The sequence below is a fragment of the Actinophytocola sediminis genome, from assembly GCF_054779715.1.
In genome coordinates this window covers 57,276-79,557 of record NZ_BAAGXS010000070.1, presented here as the reverse complement: position 1 = coordinate 79,557, position 22,282 = coordinate 57,276, and the positions used below count along the sequence as shown (strand labels likewise).

Sequence of the window (22,282 nt, the reverse complement as noted above, 5' to 3'; positions counted from 1 at the left end):
CTGCGGGCGGCGCTCGGCCCGTGGACCAGGCGGGTGCTGTTGGGGGTCGGGGCCGCGCTGGTGGCCGCGTCGGCGGCGGTCGGGCAGCCGCTGCCGGTCGCGCTGCCGGGCACGGACGCGACGGTGGCGGCGGTGGCCGCCGCCCTGATCGTGATCGTGGTGTTGCTCGGGGTGCTGCTGGTGCCGGCCGCGCGGATCGCCAGGGTCGAGTGGCGTGGGCTGCCGAGGTCGTCGCGGCCGTGGGCGGGCGGGTGGATGGCGGCGCCGGTGTTGGCGCTGGCGGCGTTGCTCGGCGGCGGGTTCGGCGCGGGCCTGGCGGTCGCGGTCCAGCGGCTGATCGGCTTCCAGGTGCCGAGCGGGTACGAGTCGGTCACGCTGCTGTGGGGCGCTGGCGCGGCCATCGGGCTGGTCGTCGCCCTCGGCGGGGCCGGGGTGGCCTGGTACACGGTGACCCGGCTGCTGGCCGGGCGGTTCACCGAGGACGAGGCGACCGTGCGGCTGCTGCACCAGGACAACGAGGGTGACCTGCCGGCGGCCGCGCGGGCCTGGCGGTCGGCGGCCTGGCGGCGCCGGCACACCCACCATGTCGTGCTGGCCACCACCGGGGTGTTGTGCGCTGGCGCGGCGGTGGCGATCGGGTACCGGTTGACCGGGGCGGCGCTGCCGTCGTGGACCGAGCCGCTGTCCGGGCTGGGGGTGCTGGCGCTGGGGGTGCTGGCCGGGGCGCTGCTGCGGGCGGTGTACAACGCGGCGCGCGAGCCAAAGGCCGGGCGGCAGCTCGGGGTGCTGGCCGACCTCGCGGCGTTCTGGCCGCGCGAGGCGCATCCGATCGTGCCGCCGTGCTACGCGATGAAGGTGGCGCCCGAGCTGGCCGCGCGCACGGTGGCGCACCTGCGCGAGCCGGGGACCCGGGTGGTGCTGGCCGGGGACAGCCACGGCAGCCTGCTGGTCGCGGTGGCCGCGGCGCGGCTGCTGAACTCGCTCAACGAGCCGGAGCGCAGGCGGGTCGGCGTGGTGACGGTCGGCTCGCCGTTGCGGTGGGCCTATGCCAGGGCGTTCCCGTCGGTGCTGCCGCCCGCCGCGCTGGCCGGGCTCGCCGGTGAGCTGGGTACCCGCTGGCGGGCGCTGTGCCGGGGCACCGATCCGCTCGGCGGCGCGGTGACCACCTGGGACCAGCAGGTCTACGACCAGTGTCTGCTCGGCATGGGCCTGCGCCCCGACGGCACGACCGGGCCGCTGCCGGCGGCGGTCCGCTCACCCCACGGCGCGCTGGTGCTCGGCGCGGACCACTGGCTGCCCGACCCCGCGATCGGCCCGGTGCCCGGCCGCCGCTGGACCCCGGGAGTGCAACGGCACGCGAACTACTCGGCCGACCCGGAGTGGGACCGCGCCGTGGCCATGGCCGCCGGCCTGGACCCCGCCGAACCCACCGTCGGCGCCTTCGAAGCCCTCCTCCCGGCACCCCGCTAGTCCCGTCCGACCCGCAGCGAAGGGTACCTTCGCTGCGTCCGGTGCAGCGAAGGGACCCTTCACTGCGGTGGCCGAGGCGTCAGCGACTCGAGGAGGGTGGTGGCGGGGGTGGGGTGGCCTGTTTGGACCAGGAGGCCGGCGGGGCCGAGGAGGCCGGTGCGGTCGACGACGATCTCGGTGTCGCGCAGGAGCTGGCCGAGGGCGGTGCGGATGCCGGCTTCGAAACCGGACAGGTCGGTGGCGTGCCGGAAGACTCCGCCGGAGAGCACCAGCCGGCCGGCGCCGTGCGGGCCGAGGTGGCCGTCGACCATGCGCAGGTGCCGGCGCACGGCCAGGATCACCGCCAGCTCAGCCAGCCGAATGTCCACTTCGGACTCCTCGGCGGTGGCCGGCACCAGGTCGACGTGGTCGTGCCGGAACTCGGCCGCCTCGGCCAACTCGCCCGCGTGCGGCAGCCGCTCGGCCACCGCCTCGGCGACCACCGTCGGCGCGCTGACCCGCAACCCGAGATCACCCTCGACCGTGCGCCGGCCTGGCGGCAGCGCGACCGCGGCCACCGGTTCCTCCACTGTGGACACCGCGGAGTACACGTCGGTCGTCGCGCCGCCGACGTCCACCACGAGCACCGCGCCCGGCTGGTCGGCGCCGGCGAGGTGGGTCACCGCGGACAGCACCGCGTCCGGCGTGACCGTGCGCACCAGCCGGCGGAACCTCGGCCCACGGGACAGGCCCTTGCCGCCGATCACGTGCCGCAGGAACACCTCCCGGATCGCGACCCGCGCCGGCTCGGGGGCCAGCTCGCCGACATCGGGGAGCACGTTCGCGGTCGCCACCACCCGCCGGCCGGCCAGCGCCGCCAACGCGGCCGGCCTGGCCACGACGTTGCCGGCGAGCACGATCGGCACCGCCACCCTGGCCCTGGCCAGCCGTTCGGCGTTGTGCAGCAGGACTTTCTCGTCGCCGCCGTCGGTGCCGCCGACGAGCAGCAGCACGTCCGGCGCGGCCGCGCGCAGCGTCCGCACATCGGCCGGGGCGAGCGGCCCGGCGGCCACGTGCACCACCTTCGCGCCGGCCGACAACGCCACCCGGTAGCCGGCCTCGACACTGATCAGCCGCTCCTGGCCGACGACCGCGAGCCGCAGCCCGCCACCGGCCGAGGAACACGCCAGCGGCCGCGCGTCCCCGGCGGCCAGCGCGTCGACCACGGCCGCCACCCCGTCGAGCACCTCGGGCGGCGTCGTCCGGTGCTGGGTCGCGCCGAGCACCGTGCCGTGCGCCGAGACCAGCACGCCCTTGGTCCACGTCGAGCCGACGTCAAGGCAGAGAAAGGTCACCGATCATCGTAGACACGCCTGCCAAGCAGCGAGTGCCGCCGGCTGTAGGCGAAGTAGACCACCACGCCGAGCGCCATCCACACGAAGAACCGCAGCCAGGTCAGCACGGTCAGGTTCAGCATCAGCCACAGGCAGGCGAGGATCGCCGCCACCCCGACCACCGGCAGCGCCGGCACCCGGAACCCGCGCGGCAGGTCGGGATGGGTCCGGCGCAACACCATGACCCCGCCGGACACCAGGATGAACGCGAACAGCGTGCCCACGTTCACCATCTCCTCCAGCTTGCCGGCCGGGAAGAACGTCGCCACCGCCGCGACCAGCCCGCCGACCACGATGGTCGCGCGCACCGGGGTGCCGCGGTCGCTGGTGCGCGCGAGCCCTCGGGGCAACAGCCCGTCGCGGGACATCGCGAACAGCACCCGGATCTGGCCGAGCATCAGCACCATCACCACGGTCGTCAGACCGGCCAGCGCGCCGACGGAGATCACGTTCGCCGCCCAGTCGACGTCGTTGAGCGCGAAGGCCGTGGCCAGGGTCCTGCGCTCGTCGCCGACCGAGGCCAGGTCGCTGTACTTGACCATGCCGGTGACCACCAGCGACACCGCGACGTAGAGCACCGTCACGATCACCAGCGACCCGAGGATGCCCCGTGGCACCGCCTTCGCCGGGTTCCTGGTCTCCTCCGCGGTGGTCGCCACCACGTCGAAGCCGATGAACGCGAAGAACACCAGCGACGCCGCGGCCAGCAGCCCGAACACGCCGAACGCGCTGCTCTCGCCGCCGGCAAGCCAGGAGAACACCGTCTGGTCGACCCCGGTGGCCGCCGAGGCCGACGACTCGCCCGGCGGCACGAACGGCCGGTAGTTCTCCGCCCGCACGAACGACAGCCCGAAGAAGATCACGAACAGCACGATGCCGACCTTGACCGCGGTGATCACCATGCTGACCCGCGACGAGAGCTTCGTGCCGGCCGCCAGCACCACCGTCAGCACGATGATCAGCAGCAGCGCGCCCCAGTTCACGGTGAGCCCACCGAGCTCGAACGTGGTCAGCACGCCGTCGCCGAACAGGTAGCCGAGCACCGTCTGCAGGTACTCCGACCACCCGGTGGCCACCGCGGCCGAGCCGACCGCGAACTCCAGCACCAGATCCCAGCCGATGATCCAGGCCAGGAACTCGCCGAAGGTGGCGTAGGAGAACGTGTACGCGCTGCCGGCGACCGGCACCGTCGAGGCGAACTCCGCGTAGCACAACGCGGCCAGCCCACACGCGATCGCGGCCAGCACGAACGCGATCGACACCGACGGCCCGGCCAGGTCGCCCGCGGTGCGCGCGGTCAGCGTGAAGATGCCGGCGCCGATGACCACCGCGACGCCGAACACCGTCAGGTCCCAGGCACTCAGGTCCCGGCGTAGTCGCGACCCCGGTTCGTCGGTGTCCCTGATGCTCTGCTCGACCGACTTCGTTCGCCACAGACCGCTACCGGGCACGCTGGCCTCCTCACCGTGTCAGCCCATCGTCTGACGGTGCGGCGGCCGGCGCATGACGAACGCCTCAGTCGCTGTCGGGCGCGATCGGCTCCGGCGTCGGCTCGGCCGACTCGCGCTCCAGGTCCGGCTCGAGGTAGATCAGCCGCGCCGAGGCCACCGCGGCGCGGATCCGCACCTCGGCCGCGTCGATCTCGACGGCCACCTCGGACAGCGGCAGACCGGGCTCGAGCGCGATCTTGGCGGCCACCAACAGCTCGTCCGGGCCGACGTACTGGGTGCGGATGTGGATCAGCCGGCGCACCCTGCCGCCGACAACGGCCGCGTTGATCGCGTCGAACTCCTTGGGCGTCGCGCCCTCGCCGATCAGCAGGCTCTTCATCTCGATGATCAGGATGATCGCGATGATGCCGAGCAGGATGCCGATCATCAGCGTGCCGATGCCGTCCCACATCGCGTCGCCGGTGATCACCGCGAGGCCGACGCCGAACAGCGCGAACACCAGGCCGAACAGCGCGCCCGCGTCCTCGAGCAGCACCACCGGCAGCTCCGGGCTGCGGGACTGGCGGATGAACCCCCACCAGGACACGTCGCCCTTGACCTTGCGGGACTCGACGATCGCGGTGCGGAAGCTGAAGGTCTCCAACACGATCGCGACCACCAGGATGACGACCGCGACCATCGGCGCGTTGAGGTCCTCCGGGTGCTGCAGCTTGTGGATCGCCTCGTAGATCGCGAACGCCGAGCCGAGGGTGAACAGCATCAGCGCGACGATGAACGAGTAGAAGTACCGGTCCCGGCCGAAGCCGAAGGGGTGTTCCCTGGTCGCCGCGCGCCGCGCGGTCTTCTGGCCGAGCAGCAGCAGACCCTGGTTGGAGGTGTCCGCGACCGAGTGCACCGACTCGGCCAACATCGACGACGACCCGGTGATCAGGAAGCCGACGAACTTCGCGACCGCGATCCCGGCATTCGCGAACAACGCTGCCAAGATCGCCTTGGTTCCGCCCCCTGCAGCCACGGCTACTCCCTACCCGAGTCTGATTTGTCGCAAACCGAACGAGCGAGAGCCTAGAGACTCGCCACGCGGGCCGTCTCGGTACCCACCGTCGCGGCGAACACCCGCACCCGGTGCGCGGTCAACGGGGTCAGCACGACGTCGGGATCGGCGGCCGGTAACCAGATCGACTCGCCGCGGGAGAACTCCATCACCTGACCGCTGACCGCGCTCGCGCGGACCCCGCCGTCGACGCAGATCATGATCCGCGGCAGGCCGCCCTCGAGCTTGACCTCCGCGCGCGGCTCGTCGGCGGCCCACTCGATCCTGGACAGCTCGAACTCCGGCGCCGCGGTGCGGTAGACCCGGCGCGGACCGATCGGCTCGCCGGTGGTCACCCCCATGTCGCCGTAGCCGAAGTCCAGTACCCGCAACAACTCCGGCACGTCCACGTGCTTGGGCGTCAGGCCGCCGCGCAGCACGTTGTCCGAGTTGGCCAGCACCTCGACGGCGGTGCCGTGCAGGTAGGTGTGCAGGTTGCCGGCGGGCAGGAAGATCGCCTCGCCCGGCGCGAGCACCAGCCGGTTGAGCAGCAGCGCGGCCAGCACGCCGGAGTCGCCGGGGTAGCGCTCGCCGAGCTCGAGCACCGTGCGGCACTCCAGCTCGAACTCGCCGTGCTCCTTGACGTGCAGCACGCAGCTGTCCAACAGGTCGGGCACCAGCGCGTCGATCGTCGGCTGCGGCAGCGTGATCCAGGTGGTGAACAGCGCCCGCAGGCCCTCCTGGTTCGGCTCGCCGGCAAGCAGATCGACATAGGGCACCAGCGCGGGAGTCTGGATGGCGCGCAGCAGCTCGACGGTCCGGTGCGGCTCGCGGAACCCGGCCAGCGCGTGGAACTCGGTGAGCGCGCACACCAGCTCCGGCTTGGCGGTCGGGTCGGGGTAGTTGCGGTTGCCGGCCTCGCGCGGGATGTCGGCGTGCTCCTCGCGCGCCCAGCCCTCGGCGGCCTGGCCGGCCGACGGGTGCGCCTGCAGCGACAGCGGCTCCTCGGCGGCGAGCACCTTGAGCAGGAACGGCAGCCGCTCGCTCCAGCGCGCGGCCACCGACGGGCCGAGCTGGCCGGCCGGGTCGCCGGCGAGCAGGTCGATCAGCGACCGCTCGGTGCCGTCCTCGTGCAGCACCGAGGACGGGTCGCCGGGGTGCGCGCCGAGCCACAGCTCCGCCTCCGGATGCGGGGCCGGGACCGCCCGGCCGAGCAACGACGCGATCGTGGTGCGCGACCCCCAGGCATAGGGCCGAACGCGATTCCGCAGCAGGTGCACTAGTGCTCCCTGGGCCGGGCCGGGGTGTAGAAGGGCGAGCCGCCGGTCGTCCCGGCGGCGAGTCCGAGATAGAGCGCGCCGAGCTGGAAGCGCAGCGCGAGTACCGCGGCGCGGGCGGTCTCGTCGGCGGTGATCTCCTCGGCGGGCGCGAGCAGGTCGGCGGCCGGGAAGGTGTCGGTGGCCAGGCGCCGCGCCGGGTCGGCCGGGGTGGCCGACACCGCCAGCAGGAACACCCGCAGCGGCGAGACCTGCGCCGGGTCGAGGTCGTCCGGGTCGGCGAAGATGTCCGCGCCGGCCGAGGCGCGGGTGGCCGCCCGGTGCAGCGCGGTGCGGCTCGCGGCCTGCGGGTAGGCGGCGACGTCGCAGACCAGGTCGGTGTGCGTGGCGATGGCCTGCGCGGCCACCGCGCCGACGGCCGTGGCCACGTCGTCCAGGCCCCACAGCAGCGGCGTGCGCTCGGCCAGGCGCAGCGCGAGCGTCTTGGCCGGGTTGACGAACGTCTCGTGCTGCAGGTGGTCGCGCTCGGCCTCGCGGTCCAGCTCGTCGGCGACCAGGCCGAGGTCGGTGCGCAGCAGGTTGAGCGTGGTCGCGGTGATCAGGCCGCCGGCCAGCGCGCGGGCGAAGCCGAGCCCGGGCGGCACGTGCACGCGGGGGGTGATCAGCACCGCCCGGCCGGCGGTGGCCGCGGCCACCGGGCCGTCCTCGGGCGCGGTCAGCACCACGCCCGCGCCGAAGCGGCAGGCCCGGTCGACCGACTCGGCGAGTTCGGTGTCGCCGGGGTCGTCGGTGTGCGCGACGACCATGTCCAGCGGGCCGAGCCACGGCGGCGCGGTGTCGGTGACCACGACCGGCACCGGGCACGCGCGGCCGAGCAGGGTCATGAGCAGTTTGGCGACCACCGGGCTCAGCCCGGGGCGGGTGATCAGCACCAGCGCCCTCGGCGTCGAGCCGGCGTAGCGATCGAGGCCCGCCTCGCGCGCGCCCTCGACGGTCGCCCGCAGCTGGGCGCCGGCCATCGCCGCGGCGTGGAGTAAGCCGTCGACGTCCACCTCGACGATCCGGTCCAGATCGTCGAGGAGGCTGTCGTCGACGGCGGTCACGACGGCCCGGACGCGGCGTCCGGGGGCTCGATGGCCTCGTCGAGCAGCAGCACCGGGATGCCGTCCTCGACCGGGAACCGGCGCCCGCACGAGGTGCAGGTCAGCACCTCGGCGTCCGGGTCGGCCGGGGTGCCGACCGTCAGCGGCGCGTGGTCATCTGACGGGCAGGCCAGGATCTCCAGCAGCTTCGGGTCCAGGGCAACAGCCATGACGTGGCTCCTTCACTTCCTCGGGCGCGGACTCACGCACGGATGATGGCGAGCACCTCGTCGCGCAGCGCGGCCACCGCCGGTTCGTCCGCCGCCTCGACGTTCAGGCGCAGCAGCGGCTCGGTGTTCGACGGCCGGAGATTGAACCAGCCGCCGTCTGGCAGCTCCACGGTCAGCCCGTCGAGCTCGTCGGTGTGCACGCCGTCGCGCGCGGTGAACGCGGACGCCACCGCGGCCAGCCGGCCCGCCTGGTCCGCGACCGTCGAGTTGATCTCGCCGGAGGCGGCGTAGCGGCTGTAGCCGGAGGTCAGGTCGGACAGCGGGCCGTCCTGCTCGCCGAGCGCCGCGAGCACGTGCATCGCGGCCAGCATGCCGGTGTCGGCCTTCCAGAAGTCGCGGAAGTAGTAGTGCGCGGAGTGCTCGCCGCCGAAGATCGCGCCGGTGGTGGCCATCTCGGCCTTGATGAACGAGTGTCCGACGCGGGTGCGCACCGGCTTGCCGCCGTGCTCGGCGACGATCTCGGGCACCGCCTTGGACGTGATCAGGTTGTGGATGACCGTGCCGCCGGGGTCCTTGACCAGCTCGCGGACCGCGACCAGCGCGGTGATCGCGCTCGGCGGGACCGGCTCGCCCCGCTCGTCGACCACGAAGCAGCGGTCGGCGTCGCCGTCGAAGGCCAAACCGGCGTCCGCGCCGACCTCGCGCACCCTGGCCCGCAGGTCGACGATGTTCTTCGGGTCAAGCGGGTTGGCCTCGTGGTTGGGGAAGGTGCCGTCGAGCTCGAAGTACATCGGCACGACCTCGATCGGCAGGCCGGCGAACACGGCCGGCACGGTGTGCCCGCCCATCCCGTTGCCGGCGTCGACCACGACCTTGAGCGGGCGCGAGGTGGACAGGTCGACCAGCCCGTGCAGGTAGCTGACGTAGTCGCGGAGCAGGTCGCGGGTGGCCAGCGTGCCCGTCCGGTCGCCGGTGTGGCGCGGGGCCTGCGCCTCGACCTCCCGCTGGATCTCGGTGAGGCCGGTGTCCTGGCCGACCGGGGCGGCGCCGGCGCGGCAGAGCTTGATGCCGTTGTACTTGGCCGGGTTGTGGCTCGCGGTGAACATCGCGCCCGGCAGGTCGAGGCTGCCCGAGGCGTAGTAGAGCATGTCGGTGCTGGCCAGGCCGATCAGGATGACGTCGACACCGGCCTGGCGGGCGCCGTCGGCGAAGGCGTTGGCCAGTTCGGGGGAGGAGGCGCGCATGTCGTGCCCGATGACGATCGCGTCCCTGGCGTCCGCGCCGTCGCGGACCTGCCTGGCGAACGCCGCGCCGATGTCGCCGACCACGTCGGCGTCGAGCTGTTCACCCACGATGCCGCGGATGTCGTAGGCCTTGAAGACGCCGGACAGGTCACGCACCAGTGCTCCCCGATGAGGTCAGCGGATTTGGTTCGAGCCTACCGGCGGGGCCATCAGGCCCGGGTGGGTCGGGGTACTACTCGACGACGGGGTTGGGCAGAACCCGCAGGTGCCCGCGCCGGCCGGCGCCGGTGGCCGGTTCCGGCTGCTCGATCGGCCGGTCGGGGCGGCCGGCCTCGCGCACGGCCTCGGCCAGCGCGGTCAGGTCGTCGGCGCTGGGTTGCGGGGCGGCGAACTCGCCGTCGTGCCGCACGACCTCCCAGCCGCGGGGGACGGTCAGCCGCAGCGCGTGTTCCTCGCAGAGGTCGTAGCTGTGCGGCTCGGAGTAGGTGGCGAGCGGGCCGACGACCGCGGTCGAGTCGGCGTAGGCGTAGGTCAGCGTCGCCACCGCCGGGTTGGCGCACCCGGTCCGCGAACACTTCCGCACGCTTCGCACGAATGAGGACGATAGCGCTTCTGAGCCTGTCGGGCGGGGAGCCACACCGAGGATTGTCCAGACGCGCCGTCGGTGCCCCCCGGTTGGCGTCCCAGTACCCTCGGGGTGGTGTCCACCACTCGCGGCTACCGGGCCAACCGCAACCGCAGACGGCCCAATCGCGACCGCCACGGTCGCGGGCTGCGCGGCTCGTTGTACCCGTCCACGCTGCCGGCCGCCTCGACCCGCGCGGAGCGGTTCGACGCGCTCGTGCTGGCCGCGCTGGAGCCGATCGAGGCCCGGTGGCGCACCGAGCTGACCGAGCTGGACATCGCCGTGGACGACGTGCCCGACGTGCGCACCGGGGAGCGCCCGCCGGAGGGGGTGCTCGCCGACGGCGGGGTGCCACTTGCCCGGCTGGTGCCCGCCGGGGTTGACCGGCGGGGGATGCCGACCAAGGCCAGGATCGTGCTGTTCCGCCGGCCGCTGGAGGCCCGCGCCCGCGACGGCGCCGACCTGGCCGACCTGGTGCACCACGTGCTGGTGGAGCAGGTGGCGAACTACCTTGACCTGGACCCCGGCGTCATCGAGGGCGACGGCTAGGGATCGCGGTCAGCACGACGAACAGCACCATCGCCGCCTGGACGAGCAGCAGCACGCTGCGTAACGCGGTCGGCTGCTCGACCCGGACGTCGGCGGCGCGGGTGCCGATCGGCACGCCGACCAGGTGACCCCAGGCGCGGACCACCGGCACCTGCCGGCCGTCCACAGTGGCCTGCCAGCCCGGCTCGTCGGCCGCGGCGATGACCAGTAGCCGGCCGCTCGGCCCGTCGGACACCCGCACCGCGACCGCCGGGGGCGTGGCGTCGACCGGGACGATGCCCGGGGCGCCGAGCTCGGCCGGGGGCGGGCTGGCGGTGACGGCGCGCCGGGCCTGTTCCGGGGACAGCAGGGTGACCTGGCCGGCGGCCAGCTGCAGGCGCAGCACCGGCCGGCCGTCGGTGGTCGGCGGCGCGCCGGCGACCAGGTCACCGGCGGCCTCGGTGATCAGGTCCCGGGCGCGGTCGTCGGGGGCCACGACGAACAGCACCCCGGCGGCCGCGGCTGCGGCGACGGTGTCCGGCACCCGCTCGGCGGTGGCCAGGCCTTCGGCGAGCCGGGTGAGGTGGGTGGCGGCGTTGACCGGGGGCAGGTCGTCGTCGCCGTAGGCCGGCATGCGGCCCGCGGTCATCCGGGGCGGGTCGGCGGGGTTCTGGGGGAGGACCAGCACGGCGCGGCCGGTCTCGGCGAGTTCGTGGCGCAGCGAGGAGGGCAGCGCGGGGCCGCCGGTGTCGCCGAGTGGCCCGCCCCGCGCGGTGAACGCCGCGGTGGCCAGGACGGCGATGCCGACCACCCCGAGCAACGCGGCGACCCGAGGGCCGACGGCCTGCTTACCGGCAGACGCCCGCGTCCGGGTGCCGGCCGACGCACGTGCGGTGGCCGGGTCGGTGCCGCCGTCCCTACTGCCATTCGCGCTGATGTTCCCGCCGCCACCTGCGGTGCCAGCCGCGGCGCCAACGGTGCCGCCGTCCGTGTCGCCATCACTGTCGCGAGCCCTGTCGCCATCTCCGGCACCGTCCGCGTCGCCAGTCCTGTCGCCAGCCCGGCTGTCGTCCGCGTCGCCAGGCGCCGTGGCGCGGTGGCGGCGTCCGCCCGCGTGGCAGGTGCCGAGCAGCGCGAGCAGCAGTCCCCAGCCCACGACCAGCAGGCCGGCGCCGGTCCACCCGGTCACCGCCGGGCCACCGGTCAACGGCGGCGCCGGGAACCGGACCACCAACGCCACCGCCAGCCCGCCGAGCGCGGCCAGCGCCAGCCCGGCCAACGCCGCGCGCCTCGGCCGCACCACCAGCGCGACCAGTGTGCCCACCACGACCAGCAGGCCGACCCAGGGCAGCGCCCCCGCCCCGCCCGGCCACAGCCCGATCAGCCGCACCGTCTCGACCGGCTCGCTCGCCAGGAACGCGCCGACCCCGTGCAGCACCACCCCGGGATGCTGGATCAGCACCGCCGGCCACGGCAGCAGCAACGCCAACGGCATCAGCACCACCACGAACAGCGCCGCGACCCGCCGCCGGCCGGTGCCCCGCCTGCCGGGCACCACCACGAACCCCGCCAGCGCGTAGCCGACCAGCAACAGGTGCACCAGCGGCGCGAACGCCCCGAGGATCGCCAGGCCGAACGCCGAGGCCGAGGCCACCGACAACCACCGCGTCGAGTCGGTCCGCGCCCGGCCGAGCAGCGCGACGATCCCGGCGGTGACCGGCGGCAGCAGCACGTGCACCACGACCACGTCCAGCCTGCCCTGCGCGACCGCCGCGGTCGCCGGCGGCAGCAGCGCGTAGGCCGCCGCGACCAGCGCGCGCACCCACCGGTGTACCGGCATCCGCCTGGTCGCCACGTAGGCCAGCAGCCCGGCCAGCGGCAGGCTGCCCAACAGCACCACCGCGACCGCGACCGCCGGCCCGCCACCGAACGGGGCGAACACCGCGCCGAACACCCCGAGCACGGCCAGCGCGGCGGGCGCGGGCGCGGCGGTGCCCCCGGCGACCGGATGCCAGGTGCCGAGATAGGCCGACCAGGTCGCGGCGAGGTCGGGCACCGGCAGCAGCCGGCCGCCGGCAAGGCCGACGCCGAGCCGGCCGGCGTTGAGCGCGATTCCCAGTGCCAGCAACGCGATCACCAGCAGCACCGGCGGCGCGAGCAGCACCTGGCGGGCCAGCCGCGCCCGGTTCACCCGTACCAGCACCAGATCCGGCCGGGCGGGCCGGGAACCGTCCCGGGGCACCGGCGACGGCCGCCGCGTCGGCGACGGGCGCAATCCCAGTGGTGGCGCGGCATCCGGCCGCGTGAGCGAGACCGCCACCGACGTCGCGGGCTGCCGCAGACCCGCCGGGCGCCTGGGCCGGCCGCCGACCCCGGCCGGCAGCGCCTGCGGGCCGACCGGCAGCGGGACCTGGTCGCCGGCCACCTCCGCCGGCAGCCATACGGCCGCGCCGTCGGCGGTGTCGGGTAACCGGCCAAGCGCCGCGTCGGCCTGCAGCCGCCGGCGCACCAGATACGCGGTGCCCGCGCGGATCCCGTTGCGCAGCCGGGTCAGCCTGCTGGTGAACAGCCCGCGTACCGACCGCACCTCGACCGTCGCCCGGCGCAGCGCCCGGCCCTCGCGCAGACCGGCGCCGCCACCGAAGACGTAGCCGATGGCACGCAGCTCCGCCCGGCACTCGTCGATCCTGCGTTGCATCGCGAACCCCAACGCGCGCACCAACGACAGCACCGTCAGCCGGGGAAAGCCAACCAGGAAAGAGAAAAGCGAGCAGTTGAGCAGGAACACGCGCAGCCCGTGCGCGCGGTCCACCGCCGGCACCGAGCCACCCGGCACGCCGCGCAGTCTCGCGGGCACCGCGCGGACATGGCGCATCCGCGCGGCCGGCACGCACAGCACCACCGCGCCCGCCCGGTTGGCCCGCCAGCCGAAGTCGATGTCCTCGCGTAGCAAGGGAATCGCCGGATCGAAGCCGCCGAGCCGCTCCCACAGCTCGCGCCGGACGAGCATGCCCGCCGACGGCACCGCGAGCACCTCGGTGCTCTGCCCGTACCGCTGGTCGCGGCCGAGCCTGCTCCAGTCCAATTCGGACGGTCCGATGCCGGTCTGCCGGTGGCCGGAGCCGTCTGTGGACAGACCGGCTTCGACCACGAGTCGAGGGTCGTCCCAGTCAAGCGCGAGCGGCCCGAGCACCCCGGCCGACGGCGAGGCGTCCGCCGCGGTCAGCAGAGTGGCCAGGCAGTCGCCCTCCGGCGCGCAGTCGTCGTGCAGTACCCAGATCCAGCCGCCGGGGTCGCCCCACCGTTCGATGGCCGCGGACACCGCGTCCTGCACGGCGGCGGCGAACCCGGTGCCACGCTCCCGAGTGAGCACGCCGTCGAGTACCCGGTCCTCACCCCGCGCGGCATCGCTGAGCAACCGCGCCGTGTCGTCGAGCGAGCCGTTGTCGACGGCGAGCACATGCCGAGGCCGAGGGGTGGACGCGCGCAGCGCTGCGAGCGCGTCCGGCAGCCACGCCGCACCGTCATGGCATACGAGTACCGCCAGGACCGGAGCGGTGCGCAGTACCGGCGTCCTACCCCGGGAGCCGTAGCGTGGCATTCGCACAAGATGCCATGAACGGCGCTACGGCTTCACGAAAGTCGCGTTCAGATCACGCGTTTCTTCAACTTGCGCCGCTCCCGCTCGGACAGCCCGCCCCAGATGCCGAACCGTTCGTCGTGCGCCAGCGCGTACTCCAGGCACTCGGCGCGCACCTCACACCCCTGACAGATGCGCTTGGCCTCCCTGGTCGATCCACCCTTCTCCGGGAAGAACGCCTCAGGATCGGTCTGCGCGCACAGCGCGCGCTCCTGCCACTCCTGCTCATCCCCCTCGTCGAAGAGCTCGGCCAGAACACCCAGCTCCTCCTGCGGGCGCTCCCCCCACTCCACGACCCGACTCCCATCGCTGATTTCCAGTGTCATTGCCAGTCCGCCTCCTCGCCTTTCGCGCTCCCCGTGTTGGCGGACACCACTCGCCCTCTCACCGACGAATGACATCGATGTGATTACACCCGTGTAGTCGCGGCGCGTCAAGCGAAGTACCCAGGAGGGTGATGCTCTAAGGAGCGAACGGAAAACGCTCCACCGGAAGCGGCGGCACCCGGTGAAATCGGGGTGCCCGGACCGCCCGAGCGGCAGGCCGGCACGCAGGTCCTGGCACACTCGGGGTGTGCAGCGATCAGCGGTCCGGCCATCGCCGGTGTTCCTCGCCATCCTCGCAGTCGCCATCGCGGGCGGGTTCATCACCGCCTTCGGCCAGGACGACTCGTACTTCGAACTGGACCCCGGGTTCGCGGTCCAGGCCGGAACGTTCCTCCTCGTGCTCGCCGGCTGGGGAGTGTCGTTGTGTCTGCACGAGTTCGGGCACGCGATCGTGGCCTACCGGGGCGGTGACCGCGAGGTCTACTTCAAGGGCTACCTGACGCTGGACCCGCGCCGCTACACCGACCCGGTGTTCAGCCTCCTGCTTCCGTTGCTGTTGCTCGCGATCGGCGGCATCCCGCTGCCGGGCGGCGCGGTGTGGATCAACCACCACGCGTTGCGCTCCAAGGGAGTCGACTCGATGGTCTCGCTCGCCGGGCCGCTGTCGAACCTCGCGATGGGGGTGTTGCTGATCATCTCGGTCGACGTGTTCGAGCCGGGGGTGGCCCTCGGCGGGGCGATGTCGTTCCTGGCGCTGTTCCAGATCATGGCGTTCGTGCTCAACATCCTGCCGATCCCCGGCCTTGACGGCTGGGGCGCGATCGAGCCGTATCTGTCCCACGACGCGCAGCGCTTCGGTGCCAAGGCCCGGCCGTGGGCGCCGCTGGTCCTGTTCGCCGTGCTGATCGGCATCCCGGGCGCCGGCGCCGCGTTCTGGGGCGCGGCGGACACGGTGTTCGACCTGTTCGGCGGTGACATCTACCTCGGTGACGTCGGCCGGTACGCCTTCTTCTTCTGGCGCTGAGCGGGCGTGCGAGGATCGCGACCGTGAAGGTTCTGGTCGTGGTCGGTGGCGTTGGTGGCGCTCGTTTCCTGCAGGGGGTGAAACGCGCGCTCGACCTGCCGGAGTCGGACCACGAGGTCACCGCGGTGGTGAACACCGGGGACGACGTCTGGCTGCACGGGCTGCGGATCTGCCCGGACCTGGACACCTGCATGTACACCCTGGGCGAGGGCATCGACACCGAACGTGGGTGGGGCCGGACCGAGGAGACCTGGACGGTCAAGGACGAGCTGGCCGCCTACGGCGCCGGCTCGGACTGGTTCGGCCTCGGCGACAAGGACATCGCGACCCACCTGATCCGCACCAGGATGCTGCGCGCGGGCTACCCGCTCTCCTCGGTCACCGAGGCGCTGTGCGCGCGCTGGGCACCGGGCGTGCGGCTGCTGCCGATGACCGACGACCGGGTCGAGACCCATGTCGTGATCGACGATCCCGACGGGGAGGCCGACGAGCGCACGGCGATCCACTTCCAGGAGTGGTGGATCCGCCACCACGCCGCGCTGCCGGCACACTCGATCGTGCCGGTCGGCGCGGAGGAGGCGACGCCGGCCCCCGGCCTGCTGGACGCGGTCGCCGAGGCGGACGTGGTGCTGCTCGCGCCGTCCAACCCGGTGGTCAGCGTCGGCACCGTGCTGGCCGTGCCCGGCGTGCGCGACGCGCTGGCCAAGACCGAGGCGCGCGTGGTCGGCGTCTCCCCGATCATCGACGACCGGCCGGTGCGCGGCATGGCCGACGCCTGCCTGCGCGCCATCGGGGTCGAGACCACCGCCGAGGCCGTCGGCCGGCACTACGGTTCGCGGGCCGAGGACGGCCTGCTCGACGGCTGGCTCGTGCACACCGGCGACCCGGCGACCGTGCCGGGCGTCGAGGTGCGCGCGGTGCCCCTGCTGATGTCCGATGTGGACGCGACAGCCGACATGGTGCGCGCCGCGCTCGACCTCGCCGGAGTGACGGGGTGAGCCGGGCCGACCATGCCGCTGGTGGGCGGCTCGAGATCCTGCCGGTCGACGGCCTGCCGGAGTTCCGGCCGGGCGACGACCTGACCGGCTCGATCGCCGGCGCGGCGCCCTGGCTGCGGTCCGGGGACGTGCTGGTGGTCACCAGCAAGATCGTGTCCAAAGTGGAAGGTCGGCTGGTGCGGGTGCCGGCCGATGCCGACGAGCGGGACCGGATCCGGCGGCGGCTGGTGTTCGAGGAGTCGACGCGGATCCTGGCCAGGCGTGAGCGGACGTTGATCACCGAGAACCGGCTCGGCATCGTGCAGGCCGCCTCCGGCGTCGACGCGTCCAATGTGGCCGGTGACGAGCTGGCGCTGCTGCCGAGTGATCCGGACGCCTCGGCGTTCGCGCTGCGCGCCGGGCTGCGTGAGCGGCTCGGGGTCGAGGTGGCGGTGATCGTCACCGACACGATGGGCCGGGCGTGGCGGGTCGGGCAGACCGACGTGGCGATCGGCGCGTCCGGGCTGCGGGTGGTGCACGGCTACCGGGGCCAGGTCGACCGGCAGGGCAACGAGCTGGCGGTGACCGAGATCGCCGTCGCCGACGAGCTGGCCGGCGCCGCGGACCTGGTGAAGGGCAAGCTCGGCGCGCTGCCGGTGGCCGTGGTGCGCGGGTTCCAGGCCGTGCCGTCGTCGACCTCGACCGCGCGGGAGCTGGTGCGCCCGGTCGAGGAGGACCTGTTCCGGCTGGGCACCGAGGAAGCGCTCGCCGAGGGCAGGCGGGAGGCGGTGCTGCTGCGCCGGTCGGTGCGGGCCTTCGACGACACCCCGGTCGACCCGGCGGCGCTGCGTCGCGCGGTGGCGGCCGCGCTCACCGCCCCGGCGCCGCATCACACCCGGCCGGTGCGGTTCGTGCACCTGGCCGACCGGGCGCGCCGCAAGCGGTTACTCGACGAGATGCGGGCCAGGTGGCGGGCCGATCTGGCCGGTGACGGTTTCACCCCAGACCGCATCGACCGCCGGGTCCGGCGTGGCGATCTTCTTTACGGGGCAACGGAGATCGTGGTGCCGTTCCTGGTGCTCGACGGCGCGCACGACTATCCGGACGACCGGCGCGCGGGCGCCGAGCGGACGATGTTCACCGTCGCCGCCGGGGGCGCGGTGCAGGGTTTGTTGGTGGCACTGGCCGCCGAGGGCATCGGCTCGTGCTGGGTGTCCTCGACGATGTTCTGCGCCGACCTGGTGCGCGAGGTGCTCGACCTGCCAGCCGACTGGGAACCCCTCGGCGCGGTGGCCGTCGGCCATCCCCTCGACGGCCCCCTCACCCCCCGCCAGGTCACCGACCCCGACACCCGCCTGGTCCAACGATGACCGGCCCCCTGCCCCAGCCCTCGTCCCAACGCAGCGAAGGGACCCTTCACCGCGTGCACGCGGACGCGGTGGCCACCCTGGGCGCGTGGCGGCCGGGTCGGCGGGGGCAGCGGTCGTTGCGGGAGGCGTTCCTCGGGTTCCTCGCCGCGCGGCCGGACGCCTGCGCCCGCTCCTGCGAACCCGGCCACCTCACCGCGTCCGCGCTGGTGCTGGACGCCACCGGCACCCAGGTCCTGCTGACCCTGCACCCGCGCGTCGGCGCGTGGCTCCAGCTTGGCGGGCACTGTGAGGCGACCGACACCACCCTGGCCGGCGCGGCGCTGCGCGAGGCGACCGAGGAGTCCGGCATCGACGGGCTGGTGATCGACCCGGTCCCGCTGCACGTCGACGTGCATCCGATCACCTGCTCGCTCGGCGTGCCGACCCGGCACTTCGACGTCCGCTTCCTGGTGCACGCCCCGGCCGACGCGCGCGCGGTGCGCAGCGACGAGTCGCTCGACCTGCGCTGGTGGCCGGCGGACGCGCTGCCGGACGAGGACGGCGCGAACGGCCTCGGCGAGATGCTGGCGGTCGCTCAGAGCGAGCGGTAGTCGCGCGGGGCGAGGCGGGGGCCGAAGCGCGGCCGGGCGATGCCGGCGGTCTCCAGGTAGCGGACCACCCGGTGGCGGTGCGGCGCGTAGGGCGCCAGCACCTCGAGCATCCCGGCGTCGTCGAGGTCGCGGCCGAGCAGGGCGTGGCCGACGATGCGCGGGATGTGGAAGTCGCCGACGCTGATCGCGTCCGCGTCGCCCCAGGCCCGCTGCGCCACCTCCGCCGCGGTCCAGAACCCGACGCCCGGCACCGTGCGCAGCAGGTCCCTGCCCGCCCGGCCGGTGAGCCGCGCCGCCCGCTCCAGCCGGTCGGCGGCCAGCGCGGCCGCGACGATCGCCCGCCTGCGGGACAGGTCGACGCCAGCCTGGTGCCACTCCCAGTCGGTGATCGCCAGCACGGCGCGCGGGGTCGGCGGGACGCGCAGGCCGGCCGGCACCGGGCCGGGGGCCGGCTCGCCGAAGCGGCGGCACAGTTCGCGCCAGGAGCGGCGGGCCTCGTGACCGGTGACCTTCTGCTCCAGGATCGAGGGCACGAGCAGGTCCCAGATCCGGCCGGTCGAGCCGAGCCGCAGGCTCGGTGTCCGCCGGCGCAGGTCGGCCACCAGCGGGTGGTGGGCGCGGAAGCCGGAGTCGTCGTCCTGGCTGCCGACCAGCGCCGGCAGGCCGTCGAGCAGCACGGGCGCGCCCGGTCCCCACGCCTCGCCGACGACCTCGGCGCCCCGCCGGTGCAGCGCGAGCGTGCCCGAGCCGGCGGCGGTGTTCGCGGCCAGCCAGGTCCGGCCGGCCTCGTCGCGGCGGAACGCGGGGTCGGCGTGGCCGCGGCGCAGCGGGCCGAGCACGCGGGCGAGGTCGAGGGGGAAGTCCGGCGTGAAGACCCGCTGCGCCGAAGGTGCCCTCATGGCGCCCGACGCTACCCCGGATATCGTCAGCCGAATGACGCCGACCGACTTGCACATGGTGGTGCCCGCCGGGGGAAGTGGCACCCGGTTGTGGCCGCTGTCCCGTGCGGCGAACCCGAAGTTCCTGCACGCGCTGACCGGCACCGACCGCTCGCTGCTGCAGGCGACCTACGACCGGTTGGTGCCGCTGTGCACGGCGGAGCGGTTGCTGCTGGTCACCGGGACCGCGCACGCCACGTCGGTGGCCCGGCAGCTGCCGGACCTGCCCGAGCGCAACATCCTGGTCGAGCCGTTCGCGCGCGACTCGTGCGCGGCGATCGCGCTGGCCGCGGCGGTGATCGAGCGGCGTAGTCCGGGGGCGGTGATGGCCTCCTTCGCCGCGGATCACCTGATCACCGACACCGAGGCGTTCCACGAGGTCGTTGGGCACGCCGTCGCCGGCGCGGCGGACGGGCGGCTGATGACGATCGGCATCACGCCGACGCGGCCGGAGACCGGGTACGGATACCTGCGGTGCAGCGAGCCGGCGCGGGCCGGGGTGCGCCAGCCGGTGCTGGAGTTCCGGGAGAAGCCGACCGCCGAGGTGGCCGCGTCGTACCTGGCGTCGGGCAACTACCTGTGGAACGCCAGCATGTTCCTGTGGCGCACGGACGTGTTCCTGGCCGAGCTGGCCGGCAGGCGCCCGGACGTGCACGACCCGATCCGCGCCATCGCCGACGTGTGGGACACCCCTGCGCGCGAGAGCGTGCTCGCGGAGCTGTGGCCGACGGTGCCGAAGGTGGCGGTGGAGTACGCGGTGATGGAGCCGGCCGCCGCCGAGGGCAAGGTGGCGACCGTGCCCGGTGATTTCGGCTGGCACGACATCGGGGATTTCGAGACTCTCGGTGAGCTTCTCGGGCGTGCGGTCGACGGTGCGCGGGTGGTCGACGTGTCCGCGGACTCGGCTCCGGTGCTGGTCGTCGACGGGGACGGGGTGATCGCCGTGCCGCACGCACCCAGAGTGATCGCGACTCTGGGTGTCCATGACCTGATCGTGGTGGACACGGCGGACGCGGTGCTGGTGTGCCGGCGGGACCGGGCGCAGGACATCAAGAAGCTGACCGAGTTGTTGCGGGAGCGCGGGTATACCGCGCACGTGTGAGTGATCAATTTCAGATCCCCGCTGACGCGGGGCACAGAAAGGAATACGCTGGGGTGCGTACATCCACACGGCGCAGGGAGTGGTCGACGCATGGACCCCCGTGAACGGGCTGACGCCACGCTGGCGCGGGCTCGGGCGCGAGGCGCCTTCGTGGTGACACCCGAGAGCGCGATCTCACCCATGGACGCGGCGAGCACGCTGCAGATCCCGCGCACCGTCGTCGCCGCCAACGATGAGCGACACAACGACCCGGACGCCACGATGGTGGTCCCCGGATCGGTGGCCCGCGGCCGCCCCGAGGTGCCCACGGCCGAGCTCCCCGCGATCGCCCAGGAAGCACTCACCGACGTGGTCAGCGCGCCACCCGGCATCCGCTCCCGCCAACGCCGCCTCGAGGACGCCGAACGCGCCCGCCAGGCCGCCACCCAGCGCCAGCCCATGCCATCCCCGGTGCCCCACCAGCACCCGCACCCACCCCAGGCCGAAGAACTGGATGGCCTGATCCCCACCACCAAACAGCCACCCCCCACCACCCGCTCCACTCTCTCCCAACGCCTCGACGGCTAACCCCACCCCGCGAGTCCAACGCTCCCGACACGCGAGTCCAACGCTCCGGCCTCGCGAGCGCAGGGCCTGCCCGCATCTCGACAGGACGGTCAGCGGGCGCGGCGGACCAGTTCGAAGCAGAGCACGGCGGCGGCACTGGCCACGTTCAGCGACTCGACGCCGCCGCTCATCGGGATCGCCAGCCGGCCGGTGACGTGCGCGCGGACCTCGTCGCTGACCCCGCCGGTCTCCCCGCCGAGCACGAACGCGGCCCGTCGAGGCAGGTCGGCGTCGAAGATGGTCCGCCGGGCCGTGCCGTCCAGTGCGAACAGCGGGTAGCCGGCCGCGCGCAACTCCCGTGCCGCGTCCGCCGCGGTGTAACAACGCAGCACCGGCGCGGTGAACGCCACCCCGGCGGAGGCCTTCACCACCAGCGGGTCGATGCTCGCCACGCCGCGGCGGGGGACCACGATGCCCTCGATCCCCGCGGCGGTCGCGGTGCGCAGGATCATGCCGACGTTCGCCGGGGTGGTGATGCCGTCGAGCAGCAGGACCGTGCGGGGCGGCGTGCCGCCGAGGGCGGCCGAGAGTTGGCGCATGCGCGGGGCGAGCACGTCGGCGAGCACGCCCTGGTCCTGTTTTCCGTTGCCGGCGAGGACTTTCACCCGGTGCGCGCTCGCCCGCTCGACCGGCACCCCGCGCGCGGCCGCCGCGTCCACGATCTCCCGCGCGGCCGGCCCGCGGGCGGTGTCGGCGAGCACGACCTTGTCCACGCGCAGGCCGCCGTCGCCGAGGGCTTCGAGTACGGGCTTGCGACCGAACACGGTCACGAACCGATCCTTCGGCGATCCTGGGTCCACGGGCGTGAGCATTCCACGTCAGCCCGGCGGCGGGTGTGTCAGGATCTAGCCGTGAGGGTCTACATCCCGGCCACGGTGACCATGCTGCGTGCGCTCAACGCCAAGGGCGAGTTCGCGGCCGTGAGCGACACCGCGTTCGCACTGACGCCGGCGCTGCGGGAGTCGTATGCCACCGGCAGCGCCGACGAGCTCGAGTACGCGGCGATGAGTGAGGCCGCGCGGGCGTCGCTGCGGCTGCTGGCCGGTGAGCTGGCCGACGATCCGGAGGGCACGCTGCCCAGGCGGGCGGTGATCTCCGCGGACGTGGAGGGCGTCGCCCTGCGGCCGGACCTGGACCACGCGGTGGTGCGGCTGCCGGGTCCGGTGCCGGTGTCGCTGGTGGCGGCCGTGCATCTGGACACCGAGGACGCCGAGCCGGCCGTGCGCGCGGCGGCCGAGGTGGTCGACGCGGCCGATCTCGGCGACCCCGACGCGGAGTTCACCCTCGGTGATGCCGAAGATCACGAACTGGCGTGGTACGCCACGGAAGAGCTGCCTTTCCTGCTGGATCTGCTGTAGTCGTCCGCGCTCTGCGTGATCGTTTTTCCCAGCCGGGT

Annotated in this window: 20 protein-coding genes and 1 pseudogene; 9 read left to right on the top strand and 12 right to left on the bottom strand. The window is 73.8% G+C overall.

From position 1 onward, the window contains the following. Nucleotides 1-1,470: pseudogene (locus ACYVIP_RS32960) on the top strand (hypothetical protein); the annotation flags it as partial. A 59-nt stretch (nt 1,471-1,529) separates the two neighbouring features. On the opposite strand, the gene ACYVIP_RS32955 reads toward ACYVIP_RS32960, so the two are convergent. From ACYVIP_RS32955 to ACYVIP_RS32920, 8 genes are all read right to left on the bottom strand, one after another. Next, nucleotides 1,530-2,804 carry a glutamate mutase L gene (locus tag ACYVIP_RS32955; RefSeq protein WP_460403523.1) on the bottom strand — a complete coding sequence of 425 codons (1,275 nt, stop codon included), beginning with the start codon at nt 2,802-2,804 and terminating at the stop codon, nt 1,530-1,532. Next, on the bottom strand, nt 2,801-4,294 hold the full coding sequence (locus ACYVIP_RS32950) for an amino acid permease (protein ID WP_460403521.1): 1,494 nt from the start codon (nt 4,292-4,294) through the stop codon (nt 2,801-2,803). The genes ACYVIP_RS32955 and ACYVIP_RS32950 overlap by 4 nt, the downstream gene beginning before the upstream one ends. A gap of 64 nt (nt 4,295-4,358) precedes the next feature. Further along, nucleotides 4,359-5,309: a cation diffusion facilitator family transporter gene (locus ACYVIP_RS32945; RefSeq protein ID WP_460403519.1), complete on the bottom strand. Its 951-nt coding sequence runs from the start codon at nt 5,307-5,309 to the stop codon at nt 4,359-4,361. A gap of 50 nt (nt 5,310-5,359) precedes the next feature. Continuing rightward, nucleotides 5,360-6,607, bottom strand: a complete 1,248-nt coding sequence (manA, locus tag ACYVIP_RS32940) for a mannose-6-phosphate isomerase, class I (protein ID WP_460403517.1) — start codon at nt 6,605-6,607, stop codon at nt 5,360-5,362. Further along, on the bottom strand, nt 6,607-7,707 hold the full coding sequence (locus ACYVIP_RS32935; protein ID WP_460403515.1) for a hypothetical protein: 1,101 nt from the start codon (nt 7,705-7,707) through the stop codon (nt 6,607-6,609). The genes manA and ACYVIP_RS32935 overlap by 1 nt, the downstream gene beginning before the upstream one ends. Continuing rightward, complete coding sequence (locus tag ACYVIP_RS32930) at nt 7,704-7,916, bottom strand: Trm112 family protein (RefSeq protein ID WP_460403513.1); 213 nt, start codon at nt 7,914-7,916, stop codon at nt 7,704-7,706. Before ACYVIP_RS32930 ends, ACYVIP_RS32935 begins: the two co-directional genes overlap by 4 nt. 32 nt (nt 7,917-7,948) lie before the next feature. Further along, nucleotides 7,949-9,316 carry a phosphomannomutase/phosphoglucomutase gene (locus tag ACYVIP_RS32925; protein ID WP_460403511.1) on the bottom strand — a complete coding sequence of 456 codons (1,368 nt, stop codon included), beginning with the start codon at nt 9,314-9,316 and terminating at the stop codon, nt 7,949-7,951. A gap of 76 nt (nt 9,317-9,392) precedes the next feature. Continuing rightward, complete coding sequence (locus ACYVIP_RS32920) at nt 9,393-9,752, bottom strand: DUF3499 domain-containing protein (RefSeq protein WP_460403509.1); 360 nt, start codon at nt 9,750-9,752, stop codon at nt 9,393-9,395. A gap of 108 nt (nt 9,753-9,860) precedes the next feature. Here ACYVIP_RS32920 and ACYVIP_RS32915 point away from each other — a divergent pair, with 108 nt between their 5' ends. After that, nucleotides 9,861-10,334 (top strand): metallopeptidase family protein, encoded by a 474-nt coding sequence (locus ACYVIP_RS32915; protein WP_460403507.1) that lies wholly within the window; start codon nt 9,861-9,863, stop codon nt 10,332-10,334. Here ACYVIP_RS32915 and ACYVIP_RS32910 read toward each other — a convergent pair. Beyond that, nucleotides 10,315-13,914 carry a glycosyltransferase family 2 protein gene (locus ACYVIP_RS32910; RefSeq protein ID WP_460403505.1) on the bottom strand — a complete coding sequence of 1,200 codons (3,600 nt, stop codon included), beginning with the start codon at nt 13,912-13,914 and terminating at the stop codon, nt 10,315-10,317. The genes ACYVIP_RS32915 and ACYVIP_RS32910 overlap by 20 nt on opposite strands. A 47-nt stretch (nt 13,915-13,961) precedes the next feature. Continuing rightward, nucleotides 13,962-14,279, bottom strand: coding sequence for a WhiB family transcriptional regulator (locus ACYVIP_RS32905; RefSeq protein WP_460403503.1), 318 nt, complete (start codon nt 14,277-14,279; stop codon nt 13,962-13,964). 247 nt (nt 14,280-14,526) lie between these two features. Between ACYVIP_RS32905 and ACYVIP_RS32900 the strand changes: the two genes are divergently transcribed. Genes ACYVIP_RS32900 through ACYVIP_RS32885 form a run of 4 tightly spaced genes read left to right on the top strand, consistent with a single transcriptional unit; the run spans nt 14,527 to nt 18,240 of the window. Next, the gene (locus ACYVIP_RS32900; protein WP_460403501.1) at nt 14,527-15,303 is read left to right on the top strand and encodes a site-2 protease family protein; all 777 of its coding nucleotides are present in this window, start codon (nt 14,527-14,529) and stop codon (nt 15,301-15,303) included. A gap of 23 nt (nt 15,304-15,326) precedes the next feature. Then, nucleotides 15,327-16,301, top strand: coding sequence for a 2-phospho-L-lactate transferase (cofD, locus tag ACYVIP_RS32895; protein ID WP_460403499.1), 975 nt, complete (start codon nt 15,327-15,329; stop codon nt 16,299-16,301). Then, a complete protein-coding gene (locus tag ACYVIP_RS32890) occupies nt 16,298-17,650 on the top strand; it encodes a coenzyme F420-0:L-glutamate ligase (protein ID WP_460403497.1) in 1,353 nt (450 codons plus the stop codon). The genes cofD and ACYVIP_RS32890 overlap by 4 nt, the downstream gene beginning before the upstream one ends. After that, a complete protein-coding gene (locus tag ACYVIP_RS32885; RefSeq protein WP_460403495.1) occupies nt 17,647-18,240 on the top strand; it encodes an NUDIX hydrolase in 594 nt (197 codons plus the stop codon). Before ACYVIP_RS32890 ends, ACYVIP_RS32885 begins: the two co-directional genes overlap by 4 nt. On the opposite strand, the gene ACYVIP_RS32880 is transcribed toward ACYVIP_RS32885, so the two are convergent. Next, entirely contained in the window at nt 18,225-19,139 is a 915-nt protein-coding gene (locus tag ACYVIP_RS32880; protein ID WP_460403493.1) for a DNA-3-methyladenine glycosylase family protein, read from the bottom strand. The genes ACYVIP_RS32885 and ACYVIP_RS32880 overlap by 16 nt on opposite strands. 34 nt (nt 19,140-19,173) lie before the next feature. Here ACYVIP_RS32880 and ACYVIP_RS32875 point away from each other — a divergent pair, with 34 nt between their 5' ends. Further along, nucleotides 19,174-20,280, top strand: a complete 1,107-nt coding sequence (locus ACYVIP_RS32875; protein ID WP_460403491.1) for a mannose-1-phosphate guanylyltransferase — start codon at nt 19,174-19,176, stop codon at nt 20,278-20,280. Between the two features lie 150 nt (nt 20,281-20,430). After that, nucleotides 20,431-20,847 carry a hypothetical protein gene (locus tag ACYVIP_RS32870; RefSeq protein ID WP_460403489.1) on the top strand — a complete coding sequence of 139 codons (417 nt, stop codon included), beginning with the start codon at nt 20,431-20,433 and terminating at the stop codon, nt 20,845-20,847. Nucleotides 20,848-20,936: 89 nt separating this feature from the next. Here the strand turns inward: ACYVIP_RS32870 and ACYVIP_RS32865 are convergent, their stop codons facing one another. Beyond that, complete coding sequence (locus tag ACYVIP_RS32865; protein WP_460403487.1) at nt 20,937-21,698, bottom strand: TrmH family RNA methyltransferase; 762 nt, start codon at nt 21,696-21,698, stop codon at nt 20,937-20,939. A 39-nt stretch (nt 21,699-21,737) separates the two neighbouring features. On the opposite strand from ACYVIP_RS32865, the gene ACYVIP_RS32860 reads away from it, so the two are divergent. Continuing rightward, nucleotides 21,738-22,244, top strand: coding sequence for a DUF6912 family protein (locus ACYVIP_RS32860; RefSeq protein ID WP_460403485.1), 507 nt, complete (start codon nt 21,738-21,740; stop codon nt 22,242-22,244). The last annotated feature ends 38 nt before the right edge of the window (nt 22,245-22,282 follow it).

Bases quoted from the DNA above. Each gene is read 5' to 3' on its own strand.
- ACYVIP_RS32930 (WP_460403513.1), bottom strand. From the start codon at position 7,916: ATGGCTGTTGCCCTGGACCCGAAGCTGCTGGAGATCCTGGCCTGCCCG.
- ACYVIP_RS32910 (WP_460403505.1), bottom strand. From the start codon at position 13,914: ATGCCACGCTACGGCTCCCGGGGTAGGACGCCGGTACTGCGCACCGCT.
- ACYVIP_RS32905 (WP_460403503.1), bottom strand. From the start codon at position 14,279: ATGACACTGGAAATCAGCGATGGGAGTCGGGTCGTGGAGTGGGGGGAG.
- ACYVIP_RS32885 (WP_460403495.1), top strand. From the start codon at position 17,647: ATGACCGGCCCCCTGCCCCAGCCCTCGTCCCAACGCAGCGAAGGGACC.
- ACYVIP_RS32880 (WP_460403493.1), bottom strand. From the start codon at position 19,139: ATGAGGGCACCTTCGGCGCAGCGGGTCTTCACGCCGGACTTCCCCCTC.
- ACYVIP_RS32875 (WP_460403491.1), top strand. From the start codon at position 19,174: ATGACGCCGACCGACTTGCACATGGTGGTGCCCGCCGGGGGAAGTGGC.
- ACYVIP_RS32865 (WP_460403487.1), bottom strand. From the start codon at position 21,698: ATGCTCACGCCCGTGGACCCAGGATCGCCGAAGGATCGGTTCGTGACC.